We start from the raw sequence: 13,866 nt of genomic DNA on the forward strand, positions 1-13,866 counted from the left end.
CCTTCGCCCGGCCGACTCCCTCGCCCAGTAAACAACCTCGCCTAGACGCCTTCGCCTGGCCGACGCCCTCAGCCGCTAGACGCCCCCGCCGCCTCCGCCACCACCGCCGCCGCCCGAGAAGCCGCCACCGCCCGAGCCGCCGCTCGAACTCGACGACGTGCTCGCAGCGAGACTCGAGTCGACCACGCTCGACAGCGACGAGATGGTACCCACGAAAAGCGCCGCGTTGAACGCGCCCACGTTGCCGCCGTACCACTCCGGCTGCGACCCGAGCTGCTCGTAATACGTGCCCAGCACCTGCGACCACTCGGTTTCGAGGTTCAGCAGCACGGCGTACGGCAGCAGCTTCTCGTAGATCTTCACCACTTGACCCCAGTCGGGCGCATTCACCTGCGTCTTGAGCGCGCCCTCGGGGCTCTGCAGCATGGCAAAACGGTCTTTCTCGGCCAGCCGAATGTAGAGCTCGAGCCCCTTGATGTAGTCGCGCAGCTCTGCACCTGTGGCCGTGAGGGGCTTTTTGAACCCGGCCACGAACACCGTGATCGCGGCCACCACGCACACACCGATCAGGATGAACGGCAGCGCTCCCCCGTAATCGTCGCCGATCGCGAGCGAGCCCGCGAGAAACGCCAGCCCGCCGAACACGATTACAGCCAAAGCGAAGAGCGCACTGAAGAGCGTCGTGCCGCCGCGCACCAGCCCATCGGTCACGACCTGTTTGCGTGTCGACTGCATCAGCGCGTAAATGCCCTTGGCGAGGGTCGTGTCTTGCTTCTGAATCTGCATCCATGCGCCGAGCTGCAGCGAATCGCCGAACAGCAGCTTCACCAGCTCGAGTTCGGTGGGGTCGAGACCATCGAGACTCGTCAGCCGCAACCAGTAGGTCTTGCCGCCCCAGCCCGATTTTTCTTGCTCCACGATCTGAATGTTGCGTCGCACCGCGAGACTCACGAAGCTGGCCGCCGGCGCCCTTTTGTCTTGCTTGTAAATGACCGACGCCACGAGCAGATTCACCCCGGGCGGCACAGTGTACTCAGCGATGATGGTCGGCCGACCCTTACCGTCTTTGAGGTAGGTGCTGCGCAGGATGATCGCTCCCACGGCCACCAGAACGGCGAGTATCGCGAAAATGAGTTCGGCGATCGCGGCGGGAGACGCGAAGAACGAGTTGTCGCGCGGGGTGAAGGTGCCGGGCTGAAACCCGATCGAAACGGTGACGTTCTCGCCCGCGGCGAGCTGCTGCGGTGAGGTGGTGAAGGTCGTGTCGGCCGCGCCGGTCGTTGCAGACGCGGTCGCGCTCGAGGTTATGTCACAGGTGTCCGTTGCCCCTGCCACGCCCCAGTAGCACGCCGTCTTGCCGTTCAGATTGCCCGCGAGATCAGCCGGCACATGCACCGTCGCCGTCGCGCTCGCGAACGGCTGCTTCCATGCCGTGCCGTTCGTATCCCAGTAGAACTCGTCGTCGTTCGTGTTCGAGAAGTACTGCGTCACGTTCGTCTGTGTGTAGGTCAGCACATACGCCTGCGAGCCGTGCACGTAGTCGTCGGCCGCGATGGTGACGAGCAGCAAATCGTCTTGCGTCTGGGTTGAGTATGAGCGCGCGTTTCCGTTGCCGTCGGTGATCGACACGATGTTCACGTCGGTGGGGTGACCGTCGTACTTCGTGGGGATGGCTCGCTGAATACCGTGGTTCTGGTCGATGGAGGGGAACTGAGCATCCAGTGTCTCGACGGTTGTCAGGGTGGAGTGCCCACTGGCGTCACGGCCGAGCGTGTAGTCGCCGCTGAAGCTGGTGAACGTGAAGTCGTTGACTCCGGTTCCGATGGCTGAGATCGGCGCGGGCTCCGCGGCCGATGGCGCCGCCTTAGCGGGAGCGGCTGCTGCGGCAAGCGCCGCCACAGCGGGTGACCCCACAGCGGGAGCGGCTAATGAGGCAGGCGCCACCACGGCGGGTGCTGCCATAGCGGGAGCCGCCGTCAATCCCACCAGCGCAAACCCGAGCGCAAGCGCGAGCCCGACCACAGCACCCCTGACACCCCCACGTCGCAGAAGCCCGGGCCCCGCCACGGCCACCCCCTCGCCGCCTGCCTTCGCTCGTCGAGTCATGCTGCACCTTTCTCGTCGAAGCCGGCTCCGTGGTCATCGTCTCAGAGCACACCGAGGCAACCTGAGCGGCGCTCGAGTACCGCCCACTCTAGACGCTACCCGCTGAACACGGCCGGAGCGAAGTTGCCTGTGATGGGCAAGCTCGACGAGCGGCTGACGAAACAGTAGTAGTCGCGCAGGCCCGCCTGCCACTGCGCAGCGTTCACGGGGTAGTCGGCCTGCCACACCACGTCAGGGTAGGCCGCAAGAATGGCGGAGTTGAAGTTCGCCGGCTGCTGGCAGAGCAGATTGAGCTGCTGTTTGATGGCATCCTGGCCCGGATACGCCGCCGCCGGGTCGTCACTGAGCGATCCCCGGCTCATCACCTGAGCGCCGTGCGGCACCGCGCAATCGACAACGGTGAACTTCTGCTGCCATGCCGAGGTGAACGGATTGATGCACTCGCCGCCGCGCAGATCGCTCCAGTCGTAGGTCCCGGCCAGCTGGGGCCCGGCGGTCGAGGTCGGTGTCGGCGTAGGCGTCGGTGTGGGCGTCGTTGTCGGGGTGGGCGTGGCCGCCGGTGCTGCGCTCAGGATGCTCGGCAGCCGTGTGCCGAGCAGAAACAGCCCGGCGAGCACGAGAACCGCAACAGCAATCACGGCCGCGGGCAGCACGAGCCGCGAGCGCCCTCGCTCGGCGGGCAGATGCCCGCCCGGCCGCGCGACGGGGCTCTGCGAGCGAGCGGAGCCCGTCACCGGCGCCGCACTCGACTCGCCCGGCGCACTCGCGGGGCGAGGGTCATCGGCCCCAGTTGATTCGCGCGAATCCACCGGCGCTAGCTGAGCCCGAGGTCGTCGAGACCGATGGCGTAGAAGTAGGGGTACCCCGCACCCTCGATGCGCTCGCGCGCCTCCGTATCGCGGTCGACCACCACGGCGACCCCGGCGATGATGGCGCCCACTTTCTCGAGCGCCTCGATCGCCTTCAGCGGCGAACCGCCCGTGGTAGAAGTGTCTTCGAGCACGACGACACGCTTGCCCTCGAGATCAGGGCCTTCGACCTGCTTGCCGCGACCGTGGTCTTTCGGCTCTTTTCGCACGACGAACGCGTCATAACTGAGCCCGCGTGCAGCACCCTGATGGAGAATCGCCGCCGCAACCGGGTCTGCACCCATCGTGAGCCCGCCCACCGCCGAGACATCGGGAATCTCAGCAATCACATCAAGCATGACCTGCCCGATGAGCGGCGCCACGCGGTGGTCGAGACTGACTCGACGCAGGTCGACGTAGTACGTCGCCTTCTTACCGCTCGTGAGCGTGAAGTCGCCGTGAAACACCGCGAGGTCGGAGATGTACGAGATGAGCTGATCGCGCGCGTTGGTCACCCGACCACCATACCCGCCCGGCGCAAAGCACCCGGGATCACTCTATGTCGCCCAAAACCGGGCGGGAGGGGAACTTTTTGTGATCGCCCCGTGGCGCGAGGGCGTCGGTGGGTGGCACGAGGGCATCGGTGGGCGCGAATAGGCTTGCTTCATGCGTGTTGCCACCTGGAATGTGAACTCCATCAGGGCCCGAGTGGGCCGCGTCACCGAATGGCTGGTGCGCGAAGACATCGACGTGGTCGCCATGCAAGAGATCAAGTGCCGCGAGAACCAGTTTCCGTTCGAGCCCTTCACTGAAGCCGGCTACGACGTCGAGCTGCACGGCCTTAACCAGTGGAACGGCGTCGCCTTCGCAAGTCGACTGCCGATGGAAGACCTCGCGGTGGGCTTCGAAGGCGTTCCCGGTTTCGGCAAACCCGACGAGAACGGGGTGCTGCCGTCAGAAGCGCGAGCACTCGGCGTGACGGTGAACGGTGTTCGGCTGTGGAGCTTGTACGTTCCGAATGGTCGCGAACTCGGCGATCCGCATTACGACTACAAGCTGAAGTGGCTCGATCAGCTCGCAGATCAGACTCGGGGTTGGCTCGCCGAGCATCCTGATCAGCCCCTGGCATTGATGGGCGACTGGAATGTCGCTCCGCTCGATACAGACGTGTGGGATCTGTCGGTGTTCGAGGGCGCCACCCACGTCTCGCCACCCGAACGCGCCGCCTTCTCGAAGTTCGAAGCGATTGGGCTCAGCGACGTGGTGCGCCCACTCGTGCCCACCGGCTACACCTACTGGGACTACAAACAGCTGCGATTCCCCCGCAACGAAGGCATGCGCATCGACTTCATCATGGGTTCGGCGCCTTTCGCTTCGCTGGTGACGGATGCCCGTATCGACCGCAACGAACGAAAAGGTACGGCGCCGAGCGATCACGTTCCCGTGGTGGTCGACCTCGATCTAGATCTCGAAGACGACGACCGCCCCATGGCTCTGTGATCGCGTTCTGCCGATAGCGGTGATCTAGCTGGGGGCCAGCAGCGCCGAGATCACGAGCAGCACCGGGAGAGCCGCGATAGTGGTCAGCAGAACCACGTCTCGCGTGACCGCCACTCCGATGCCGAAACGAAACGCGTAATTGAACATGTTCTGCGCGCTCGGCAGCGCGGCGAGCACCACCACCGCGAACACATGGGTGCTGTCGAGGCGCAACACGAAGACGGCGAAGACGTAGGCGACGATCGGCATCAGCACGCTCTTCAGCGCCGTGGCCACGATGATCTCGCGGCGATCGCTGCCGGGCGGAAACAGGCGCTGGCCCGAAAGCGACATACCGAATGTCACGAGCACGAGTGGAATGGCCGCGCCACCGATCAGAACGAACGGCGCCAGCACGGCATCGGGCAGGTGCCAGCCGAATAGCGCCACGATGAACCCCGCCAGCGAGCCGAGAATGATCGGATTGCGCACCGGCTGCATCAGAATCGCCTTGACCGATGCTCCGCCGCGGGTCGACACATCGAGCACGGTCAGCAGAATCGGCGACAAGATGATGACCTGCAGCATCAGCACGGGAGCGATGAACTGCGCGCTGCCGAGCACGTACACAGCCACGGGCAAGCCGATGTTGTTCGCGTTCACATACGACGATGAGGCCGCACCGAGCGCGGTGAGGGCCAGGGAGCGTCGAAAGAACAGCCGCGAAATCAGCACGAAGGCGCCCGAGGTCACCACCACCGCCACGATGGTGACCACCAGAAACGACGAGAAGATCACGCTGATGTCGGCACGCGCGAGCACCGTGAACAGCAGGCACGGGCTCGCCACGAAGAACACGAAGCGGTTGAGCGCTACCGGGGCCTCGGCGGGCAGAACGTGCAGCCGCTGAACGATGAACCCCACCAGAATCACCACCCCGATGATGGCGAACCCGGTCAGCACCCCGATCACGCTGTCACCCCGATATGCGCGACCGCCGACCCGCCAGCCGCAGCGGCCACGCGCATCACCGCCCCGGGGTCTCTGGTCACGGCTCCGTGGCCATCGCGCTGACGAGCGCCGCCTTCAGGTACGGCGTCAGCGTGGTGGCGAACGTGTTCGTCAAATGATCTTGGTCGCGGTAGACGTTGGCGCCGCCGATGACCGCCAAGCAGTCGGTTGCCGTGCAGTACGTGTTGCTGAAGTCGAGCAGAGTGACGTGCTCGCCCGCCGCGATCGATGCCTTCGCCGCGATGGCGACGGGTGGGTCGGCGACCAGCCCGTCGGCGCGCGGCTCGGTGCAGTCTGATTCGGCAGAGGTGCGCAGGCATTTGTTGGGGTCGTCTGTCCACGCGGGATTGTCGACGGTGGTGACCACGGGCGTGCCCTTGGCGGTGACCTCTTTCCACGCGTCGCTGAACCCGCTGGCGAGCGCCTGGCCAGACGCTGACGTTCCGGGCGCAGTCGCATCGGCGAGCGCCGCCGTGAAGATCACGTCGTACGGCTGCACCGAAGCGAGTTCTGCGGTGAGATTCGCTTGCCACGCGTTACACGAACGCGAAAACGCATCGACACCGGGCATCGGAACCGTGTTCCACGGGCATCCACCTTTGATGTAGGTGGTGAGCGCCCAGCCGTTGTCGTCGGCCAGCTGGATGAACGGCGAAAGCAACGCGAACGCGTGACTGTCGCCGATGAGTGCCACCCGCTTCGCGTTCGGGTCGGTCGAGCCGAAGTGGCACGCGTACAGCCCCGAATCGTTGAGCGTCACGAGGCACTCCGGGTGAGCCGGCCGGTCGGCGTTGCCGAACCCGGGCGACGGGATGATCGTGTCGGCCAGCGCCGCATTCGGGCACGTTACGGCAGCGCCACCCGCATCGGCACCCGAACCCGTACCGGTACTAGTGGCCGGAGCCGTCGCGGTGCCAGCGCCCGACGCCGCGGCACCCGCCGCTGTCGCGACCTGCTGATGCGTACCCGTTGCATCAGTCACCTCAGGGCCGGGGCCCGACGCCGCGCCGAAGCACGCCGGCGGATCGGAGACTGTGCTCGCGAGTTGGCTCGCAGCGGCGTCGTACTTCGGCTGCTGCACCACCCACACACTCGACACCAGCAACACCATCACGGCCATGCCCGCGAGCATGAAGGAGAAGGTGAAGCGAGGCTTTCGGAGCGCGAAGAACTTCAGCTGACGCGTCGGGTCTTCGACGAACTTCTTCGTCAGCCACGCAAGCACCACCGCAATGACGAACAACGCCACGCGGTTGTAGATCGACAGACCCCAGCCCGGAATGAACGGCGCAATCACAATGAGCGGCCAGTGCCAGAGGTAGAGCGAATAGGAGATGTCGCCGAAGAACCGCGGCACCCGGGTGCTGAGCACTCGGCCGATGTCGTACCGGTGTTCTGAGCGGTGCGACACGATCACGGCGGCCGTGCCGAGCACAGGCACGAGAGCCGCATAACCGGGGAACGGCGTGTTGCGGTCGTAGGTGAACCCCGCAATGAGAATGGCGAGCACCCCGGCGTAACCGAGCACGTTCACGAACCACCCGCGGGTGGGCCGAAGCCTGAGAATGAGCGCCAAGAGCGCCCCCACCCCGAACTCCCACACTCGGGTGTACGTGACGAAATAGGCCGCCGCCGGGTCGTTGTTCGTGGCGACGACCGACAGCACGAATGAAACGACGGTGGCGATGACGACGAGCGCGATCATCGCGTTCCAGCGCCCACGATCGCCGTACTTCGTGGCCAGTCGCTTCACCCCGAAGAACGAGGCGCCCAGCAACAAGATGGGCCAGACGAGATAGAACTGCTCTTCGAGCGAGAGCGACCAATAGTGCTGAACCAGCGAAGCGTCGTTCGATGCCGCGAGATAGTCGACCGAGTTGGCCGCGAGCGCCCAGTTCTCGACGTAGAACGTGCTCGCCAGAATCTCTTTGAGGTTCTCAGTGAGAGCACTCAGCGGCATGATCACCAGGGTGGCGACCGTGCTGAACAGCAACACGAGAAGCGCAGCGGGCAGCAGCCGCCGAACGCGTTTAGCCCAAAAACTCGGCAGCTTGATGCGATCGGTGCGTTCGAGTTCGCGCGAGAGTTGCTGGGTGATCAGAAAGCCGGAGATGACGAAGAACACATCGACACCGATGTACCCACCGGTGAGCCGCCCAGGCTCGAAATGGTAGATGACCACGAGCAGCACGGCGATGGCCCGAAGGCCCTGAATGTGGGGAAGAAAGTGGGCCGGAGCACCGCGCTTGGCGACGGTCTCGCCGCGGGTGCTGGTCGAGTTCATATCGCCCCATGCTACTTGGGCGGTTCTGAGCGAAACCTTCGGCACGCGAGTCTGTGGGCTTTCACGCGAACCCCGGCATTGTGGAGAACAGGATGCCCCCGCCATACTCCTTGATATGAAATTTCACACCGGGCTTCTGCAAAGCGGTAAAACAGCGACCGGCATCGTCGTACCTCAAGACGTGTACGACGCGCTCGGCACGGCGAAGCGTCTCGCCGTCGCAGTGACGATCAACGACTACACCTATCGCAGCACCGTCACGCCCTATCGCGGCGAGATCATGCTCCCGGTGAGCGCCGAGGTGCGCACAGGCGCGGGCATCGAGCCCGGCGACGAATTTGAGGTCGATATCGTGCTCGACGACCAGCCCCGCGAGGTGACCGTACCCGACGACTTCGCCGCCGCCCTCGACGCTGTACCAGCTGCCCGCACCTACTTCGACACCCTCTCGTACAGCAACAAGCGCCGCTTCACGGCGCCCATCGACGACGCGAAAACCCCAGAAACCCGCCAGCGCCGCATCGAGAAGTCGGTCGCGACCTTGGCCGAGGGCAAGCTCTAGCGCTGCCGAGCACCAGGCGGGTTGCGAAAAAGCACCGCGATTCGTGCGCAGCGGTGCTTTAGCGCAACGCCGACCTCTAGCGCCGCGCCAACCGGGCAAGCCCGGGCGACGAGAGGTGGAGCACCTCGTACGTTTCGGTGTCTCGGGAGTCGGCGGCTGCCTCGATCCACTCGGCATCAGGGGCGACAGCCCAGAGGCTGAACTCCACGAGCTGCCACGTGCGAGGGTCGACGGCCACGGCGACGGAATGCAGACCGGGTTGACCGACGAGGGCCGGCAGAGCATCCACTCGCGAAGCGACCAACGGCTGCGGGTCGGCGTCATCAGTCAAGTGGATGATCGACCGCACGGCCACGGTCGGAGCCTCGTCGCCGGCGGGCCCCCGCGCGAACCCTGCGCCCACCCAGGTCTGGGCGACAGGGCGGCCGAAGTCGCGAACGATGTTACCGAAGCCATCGCCGCCCCAGAGAAAAGTTCCGGCGGCGAGTGGGGCGTTCCAGAGGTAGAACGGGGCGTACTGGTTCACGGCCGACCCATTCACTCCCGCTTCTCGAATGAGGTACGCCTTCAACCCGAGCCCGGGGTACTGGTCGAGGGCGAACCCGCGCGTCGCCACGCGCTCGCGAATGATGCCCATGTCGTAGTCGGCCGGCAACGTGATCTGGTACTGCATGGCGAGCATGCGCCCATCGTACGGCGAAGCGGCCTCTCGCCGCACGAGGGTCGGGTACGCAGAGGGTCGGGTGCACCGCAGCTCAGGCGCACAACGAGTCGGGCTCGCAGCGGGTCAGGTCAGGCGAAGACCGCCGTCGCAGGGCAGCACCACGCCGGTGAGAAAGGTGTTGTCGATGAGCGCCACGATGGCCTGAGCGATGTCTTCGGGCTGACCATTACGACCGACGGGTGCCCGTTTCGCGAACTCGGCCAGCGTGCTGTCGCGAGCATCATCGTCGAGCTCGCTCCACCACTCGGTTTCGATGACCCCGGGCGACACCGCGTTGACGCGCCGCGGCGCGAGCTCGGTGGCGAGCGGCGGCACCGCTGACTCGATGGCACCGTTGACAGCAGCAAGGGCGGCGGTGCCCGGCATCGCCGACTGGGCCGAGCCGGCGCTCACGAAGGTGATCGAGCCCTGCTCGGCCAGGGTGGGCAACGAGAGTGCTGCAGTGTGCAGATGCGCGACGGGCTTACCGACGAAGGCCCCGATGAGATCGGTGTCGGCGAGGTCTGCGAAGGGGCCGAAGCCGCCTCGACGGGTGACGGTGACCACGAGATCGGTCAGCGCGCCGGCCGCTGCGAAGAAGTGGCGAAGTGAGTCGACGCTTTCGGCATCGACCTCGATACCCGTGGCGAAGCTGCCGAGTTGTGCGGTGGCGGCGTTGAGGCGCACGGCGTTGCGGCCGCCTATCGACACACGGTCTCCTCGGTCGCTGAGCAAGCGCGCGGTGGCCAGGCCGATGCCGGCGCTGCCGCCGAGAATCGCAACGTGGCGGCCGCCTGGGTTGTGGCACCGGTCTTCGGTCTGGGTGTTGGAAGGTAGTGACATCGCTCTGCTCCATTTCCGAACGTATCGTTCGTTAATAGGTCGATCATATACGAACGTGGCGTTCGGTTACTATAGGCAAATGAATGAGCCACAACCGCGACGCCCCGGCCGCCCTCGAAGCGAGAGTTCACGGCAGGCCGTCATGGCCGCGACCCACGAGCTCATGGGCGAAGGCGGTGCAGTGAGCATGGAGGCGATCGCGAAACGTGCCGGCGTCAGCAAAGAGACGCTCTACCGATGGTGGCCATCGAAGACGTCCGTCGTTCTCGATGCTCTAGCCGAGCGCGGGCAGTCCACGATTCCGCTCCCCGATACGGGAACGCTCCGAGGCGATCTGGCGGCTTTCTTGCGATCGACCGCTGACTCGGCTGACCCGGCCACCCGGCACTTGCTTCGAGCCATCGCGGCCGCAGCCGCGAACGACTTAGACGCCGCCGCTGAGATTCGCACGCGATTCATCTCCGCACGGCGCGCGGCGCTCAATCGCGTGCTCGCCCGGGCGGCGACCAGGGGCGAGGTGATCGCGTCAAACGCCGACACCCTGCTCGACCTCATCTACGGTTCGCTCTGGTACCGACTGATCTTCGACGTGGGTCCCCTCGACCACACCTGGGCCGACGACATCGCTGCCGCCATCGCGCCAGCACCCTGACTTCGCGGGTTGCAAATGGGTCACAACCCGAGAAGCCGACGGCACGTCAAGTTGCTACCAAATGTGCGCTCGCGATACTGTGCGAATGACAAACGGAGGCACTTCATGGCACGATTCGCTCCCTTCGCGCTTTTGGCCGTCGCGGCTACCGCGGCAATCATTCTCACCGGATGCTCGGCCGAAACCGAACCGCTCACTCCGCCTGCCTCTCAGGTGGCCGACGCCGAGGCCGCGGCAGGGTTTCAAGCGGGCAGTCTCGTCGGTGTCTGGACTGTGCAGGAGAAGTTCGACTCACCCGAGCAGCCCTTCATCGCCTTCGTGCAAGACAACACCTGGATTGCCTCCGACGGGTGTAACCGCGTCGAAGGTACGTGGAAGGTCGACGGCAACGGCGTCATGAGCACCACCTCCGGCCCGTCGACGTTGATGGCGTGCGATGGCGCACAACTTCCGCTCTCGGTGACCCTCGCGAACTACGTGTCGATCAACGGCGAGTACCTGACCATCACGAGTTCTGACAGCACCACGACGACGACTCTGCAGCGAGCAACCGACCCCTCGGTCGGCCCGCAGGGCTGGCCCATCGGCTACTGGACTCAGACCCGAACATCCCTTTCACCGTTTCTTTCGATCTCGGCTGATCGCACCTTCACGGGCAGCGATGGCTGCAACCTCATCGGCGGATCGTGGGCTCCGGGCAGCGCGGCGAGCCAGTCGGTCAGCTTCACTAATGTGACCTCGACCATGAAGTTCTGCGAGGGCGTCGACACCTGGCTGAACCGTGCGGCAAGCGCCACAGTTCAGGGCACCACGATGACGGTCTCTGACGCGAACGGCACGGTGATCGGGCAGCTCAGCAGCATGTGACCGCGGGATGCTCGGGGTGAGGATGCTCGGGTGCATGAAGCTCGGGCGCGATGAGCCCATCGAGCTCGGCGCGGTGCGCACGTCACATCGGCGTAATGTTCGGCCCGACGGCGCTCGGCGCCTAAGACGTGCCTAAGCTTAAGTCGATGAGTACCACCGACACCGCCCGAACCCCGATCGTAGGCACAACCGCGCCCGAGGCGCTCAGTTCGCCCGAGCTACTCAGCGCGCCCAAGCCACTCAGCGCGCCCGAGGTCGAACAGCTGCGTCTCGACTTTCCGATTCTGGCGCGGGAGGTCAACGGGCATCCACTCGCCTACCTCGACTCGGGCGCCACGAGCCAGAAGCCGCTTCAGGTGCTGGATGCCGAACGAAACTTCTACCTGAATGAGAACTCGGCCGTGCACCGGGGCGCGCACACGCTGGCCGCCGAAGCTACCGAGAGCTTCGAGAACGCGCGAGCAACTATCGCCTCGTTCATCGGCGCGGCCGACGACGAGGTGGTGTACACATCAAATGCCACTGAAGGCATAAACCTCGTCGCGTACGCGATGTCGAATGCCAGCCTGGGTCGCGGGGCGCCGGCTTCGGCGAGATTTCGCCTCGGAGTCGGCGACGAAATCGTGGTCACCGAGATGGAGCACCACGCGAATCTACTGCCCTGGCAAGAACTGGCAGCTCGAACCGGCGCGACGCTGCGATATATTCCGATTGACGAATATGGTGCGCTTCGGCTCGATGTGGCGGCTGAGGTCATCGGTGAACAAACCCGCGTTCTTGCTTTCACGCACGTGTCGAACGTTCTGGGTGTCATCAACCCCGTGGCTCAGCTCGTAGAGCTGGCGCGTGCGGTGGGTGCGCTCGTGCTGCTCGACGCGTGTCAGTCTGCGCCGCATCTGGCCTTAGCTGTGAAGGCGCTTGACATTGATTTTGCCGTGTTCTCTGGTCACAAGATGCTCGGGCCCACCGGCGTCGGAATTCTCTACGGCCGTCGTGAGCTGCTGAACGCGCTGCCCCCTTTTCTCACCGGCGGCTCGATGATCGTTTCGGTCACCATGGAAGCGACCGAGTATCTGCCGGCACCGCAGCGCTTCGAGGCCGGAACACAGCGCGTTTCTCAGGCCATTGCTCTTGGCGCCGCCATCGACTACCTGTCGGCCGTGGGGCTTGACCGCATCGCCGCGCACGAAGCCGTGCTCGGGCAGCGGCTCGTCGCGGGGCTTTCAGAAATCGAGGGCGTGCGGGTGCTCGGGCCGCAAGCCGGGCACGAGCGGGTGGGGCTGGCGAGTTTCGATGTGGCGGGCATCCACTCGCACGATGTCGGCCAGTTTCTGGATGACCGGGGCATCGCCGTGCGGGTCGGCCACCACTGCGCACAGCCGTTGCACCGGCGACTCGGAGTGGTATCGAGCACCCGTGCCAGCACCTATCTCTATACGACCGACGACGAAGTGGATCGGTTTCTCGCCGGGGTCGCCGACGCGGTCACGTTCTTCGGGGTGCGAGCATGAGTTCAACTGAGATGCAGGGGCTTTACCAGCAGGTGATTCTCGATCACGCCAAAGAGCGGCACGGGTTCGGCCTGGCCGCCACGGCCGACGCGCACTCCCACCAGGTGAACCCCACCTGCGGTGACGAGATCACGCTTCAGGTGCAGCTCGACGGCGGTGGCGACGGGCGCGACGGCGACGGCATCGGCGGCTCCGGTTCCGGCGGCGGCGACGGCATCGGCTCCGGCTCCGGCTCCGGCACGATCCGCTCCATCGGCTGGGAGGGGCAAGGCTGCGCCATTTCGCAGGCGTCGGCGTCGCTTCTCTCAGACCTCGCACCGGGGCTCACGCCTGCCGAACTCTCTGAGCGCATCGATGTTTTTCGCACCGCGATGCGGTCGAAGGGCACCGTTGAGCCTGATGAAGAACTACTCGGCGATGCAGTCGTGCTCGGGGGCGCGTCGCGTTACGTGGCGCGGGTGAAGTGCGCCATGCTGGCGTGGGTGGCGGCCGAGGAGGCGCTGCTGCAGCTCGACGCGCGCTAGTTCAGCCCGGTAGATCGGCCCGGTAATGCGGCCCGGCAGTACGGCCCGCCAGTTCGGGGCGATAGCTCAGCCCGCCAGCTCAGCCCGGCAGTTTGGGGCGGTAGCTCAGCCAGCTCAGCGCGGTAGCTCAGCCCGACGGTTCAGCCCGCCAGCTCAGCCATCTGTCGGCGGCCTCGGCGCGTCGTCGGGCGGCCCGGCGGATTCGCCGGAGCCCCGTGGCGCGCGCGGCGCACGCATGTTGCCGACGATGGCGAACACATCGGGCAGATTGTTCAGTAGAAAAACGAAGTACAGCGGCACCGTGACCACCAGCAGCGCCCACGTGGCGAACGTCACGATGAGCGCGGTTGCGCGCCCCGACGGAACACGAACGGGCGCGTCGAACAACCGAACCGGCGGCACCCCTGAGCGCGGCGATCTTTTCGGTCGCACCATCTGCGCCATCGCCGTGCTCCTCTCGCCGCCTGCACTACAGT

The 13,866-nt window shown here is 65.4% G+C and carries 14 protein-coding genes; 6 read left to right on the plus strand and 8 right to left on the minus strand.

The genetic code is table 11. From position 1 onward, the window contains the following. Positions 1 to 75: 75 nt before the first annotated feature. The 3 genes from IEX24_RS12140 to pyrE form a co-directional block, all read right to left on the minus strand. Positions 76 to 2,106, minus strand: a complete 2,031-nt coding sequence (locus IEX24_RS12140; RefSeq protein WP_188678624.1) for a DUF2207 domain-containing protein — start codon at positions 2,104 to 2,106, stop codon at positions 76 to 78. Between the two features lie 95 nt (positions 2,107 to 2,201). Beyond that, positions 2,202 to 2,915 carry a septum formation family protein gene (locus IEX24_RS12145; RefSeq protein WP_188678626.1) on the minus strand — a complete coding sequence of 238 codons (714 nt, stop codon included), beginning with the start codon at positions 2,913 to 2,915 and terminating at the stop codon, positions 2,202 to 2,204. 5 nt (positions 2,916 to 2,920) lie between these two features. Further along, the gene (pyrE, locus tag IEX24_RS12150) at positions 2,921 to 3,469 is read right to left on the minus strand and encodes an orotate phosphoribosyltransferase (protein WP_188678628.1); all 549 of its coding nucleotides are present in this window, start codon (positions 3,467 to 3,469) and stop codon (positions 2,921 to 2,923) included. Positions 3,470 to 3,620: 151 nt separating this feature from the next. Between pyrE and IEX24_RS12155 the strand changes: the two genes are divergently transcribed. Then, positions 3,621 to 4,454 (plus strand): exodeoxyribonuclease III, encoded by an 834-nt coding sequence (locus IEX24_RS12155; RefSeq protein ID WP_188678630.1) that lies wholly within the window; start codon positions 3,621 to 3,623, stop codon positions 4,452 to 4,454. A 24-nt stretch (positions 4,455 to 4,478) separates the two neighbouring features. Here the strand turns inward: IEX24_RS12155 and IEX24_RS12160 are convergent, their stop codons facing one another. Further along, complete coding sequence (locus tag IEX24_RS12160; protein ID WP_188678633.1) at positions 4,479 to 5,405, minus strand: AEC family transporter; 927 nt, start codon at positions 5,403 to 5,405, stop codon at positions 4,479 to 4,481. Positions 5,406 to 5,481: 76 nt separating this feature from the next. Next, complete coding sequence (locus tag IEX24_RS12165; RefSeq protein WP_188678634.1) at positions 5,482 to 7,728, minus strand: acyltransferase family protein; 2,247 nt, start codon at positions 7,726 to 7,728, stop codon at positions 5,482 to 5,484. 115 nt (positions 7,729 to 7,843) lie between these two features. Between IEX24_RS12165 and IEX24_RS12170 the strand changes: the two genes are divergently transcribed. Next, entirely contained in the window at positions 7,844 to 8,290 is a 447-nt protein-coding gene (locus tag IEX24_RS12170) for a YdeI/OmpD-associated family protein (protein WP_188678637.1), read from the plus strand. Between the two features lie 76 nt (positions 8,291 to 8,366). Here the strand turns inward: IEX24_RS12170 and IEX24_RS12175 are convergent, their stop codons facing one another. Next, a complete protein-coding gene (locus IEX24_RS12175; RefSeq protein WP_188678638.1) occupies positions 8,367 to 8,972 on the minus strand; it encodes a DUF4865 family protein in 606 nt (201 codons plus the stop codon). Between the two features lie 105 nt (positions 8,973 to 9,077). Beyond that, complete coding sequence (locus tag IEX24_RS12180) at positions 9,078 to 9,836, minus strand: SDR family oxidoreductase (protein ID WP_188678639.1); 759 nt, start codon at positions 9,834 to 9,836, stop codon at positions 9,078 to 9,080. A gap of 79 nt (positions 9,837 to 9,915) precedes the next feature. Between IEX24_RS12180 and IEX24_RS12185 the strand changes: the two genes are divergently transcribed. From IEX24_RS12185 to IEX24_RS12200, 4 genes are all read left to right on the plus strand, one after another. Beyond that, the gene (locus IEX24_RS12185) at positions 9,916 to 10,488 is read left to right on the plus strand and encodes a TetR/AcrR family transcriptional regulator (RefSeq protein WP_203585994.1); all 573 of its coding nucleotides are present in this window, start codon (positions 9,916 to 9,918) and stop codon (positions 10,486 to 10,488) included. A 105-nt stretch (positions 10,489 to 10,593) separates the two neighbouring features. After that, positions 10,594 to 11,355, plus strand: a complete 762-nt coding sequence (locus IEX24_RS19620; protein ID WP_203585995.1) for an META domain-containing protein — start codon at positions 10,594 to 10,596, stop codon at positions 11,353 to 11,355. 146 nt (positions 11,356 to 11,501) lie between these two features. Further along, positions 11,502 to 12,866 carry an aminotransferase class V-fold PLP-dependent enzyme gene (locus tag IEX24_RS12195; RefSeq protein WP_188678640.1) on the plus strand — a complete coding sequence of 455 codons (1,365 nt, stop codon included), beginning with the start codon at positions 11,502 to 11,504 and terminating at the stop codon, positions 12,864 to 12,866. Further along, on the plus strand, positions 12,863 to 13,390 hold the full coding sequence (locus IEX24_RS12200) for an iron-sulfur cluster assembly scaffold protein (protein ID WP_188678641.1): 528 nt from the start codon (positions 12,863 to 12,865) through the stop codon (positions 13,388 to 13,390). Before IEX24_RS12195 ends, IEX24_RS12200 begins: the two co-directional genes overlap by 4 nt. A 153-nt stretch (positions 13,391 to 13,543) precedes the next feature. Here the strand turns inward: IEX24_RS12200 and IEX24_RS12205 are convergent, their stop codons facing one another. Beyond that, on the minus strand, positions 13,544 to 13,834 hold the full coding sequence (locus IEX24_RS12205) for a hypothetical protein (RefSeq protein WP_188678642.1): 291 nt from the start codon (positions 13,832 to 13,834) through the stop codon (positions 13,544 to 13,546). Positions 13,835 to 13,866 lie beyond the last annotated feature (32 nt).

Source organism: Subtercola lobariae, from assembly GCF_014640255.1.
In the GTDB taxonomy this organism is placed as follows: Bacteria; Actinomycetota; Actinomycetes; order Actinomycetales; family Microbacteriaceae; genus Subtercola; species Subtercola lobariae.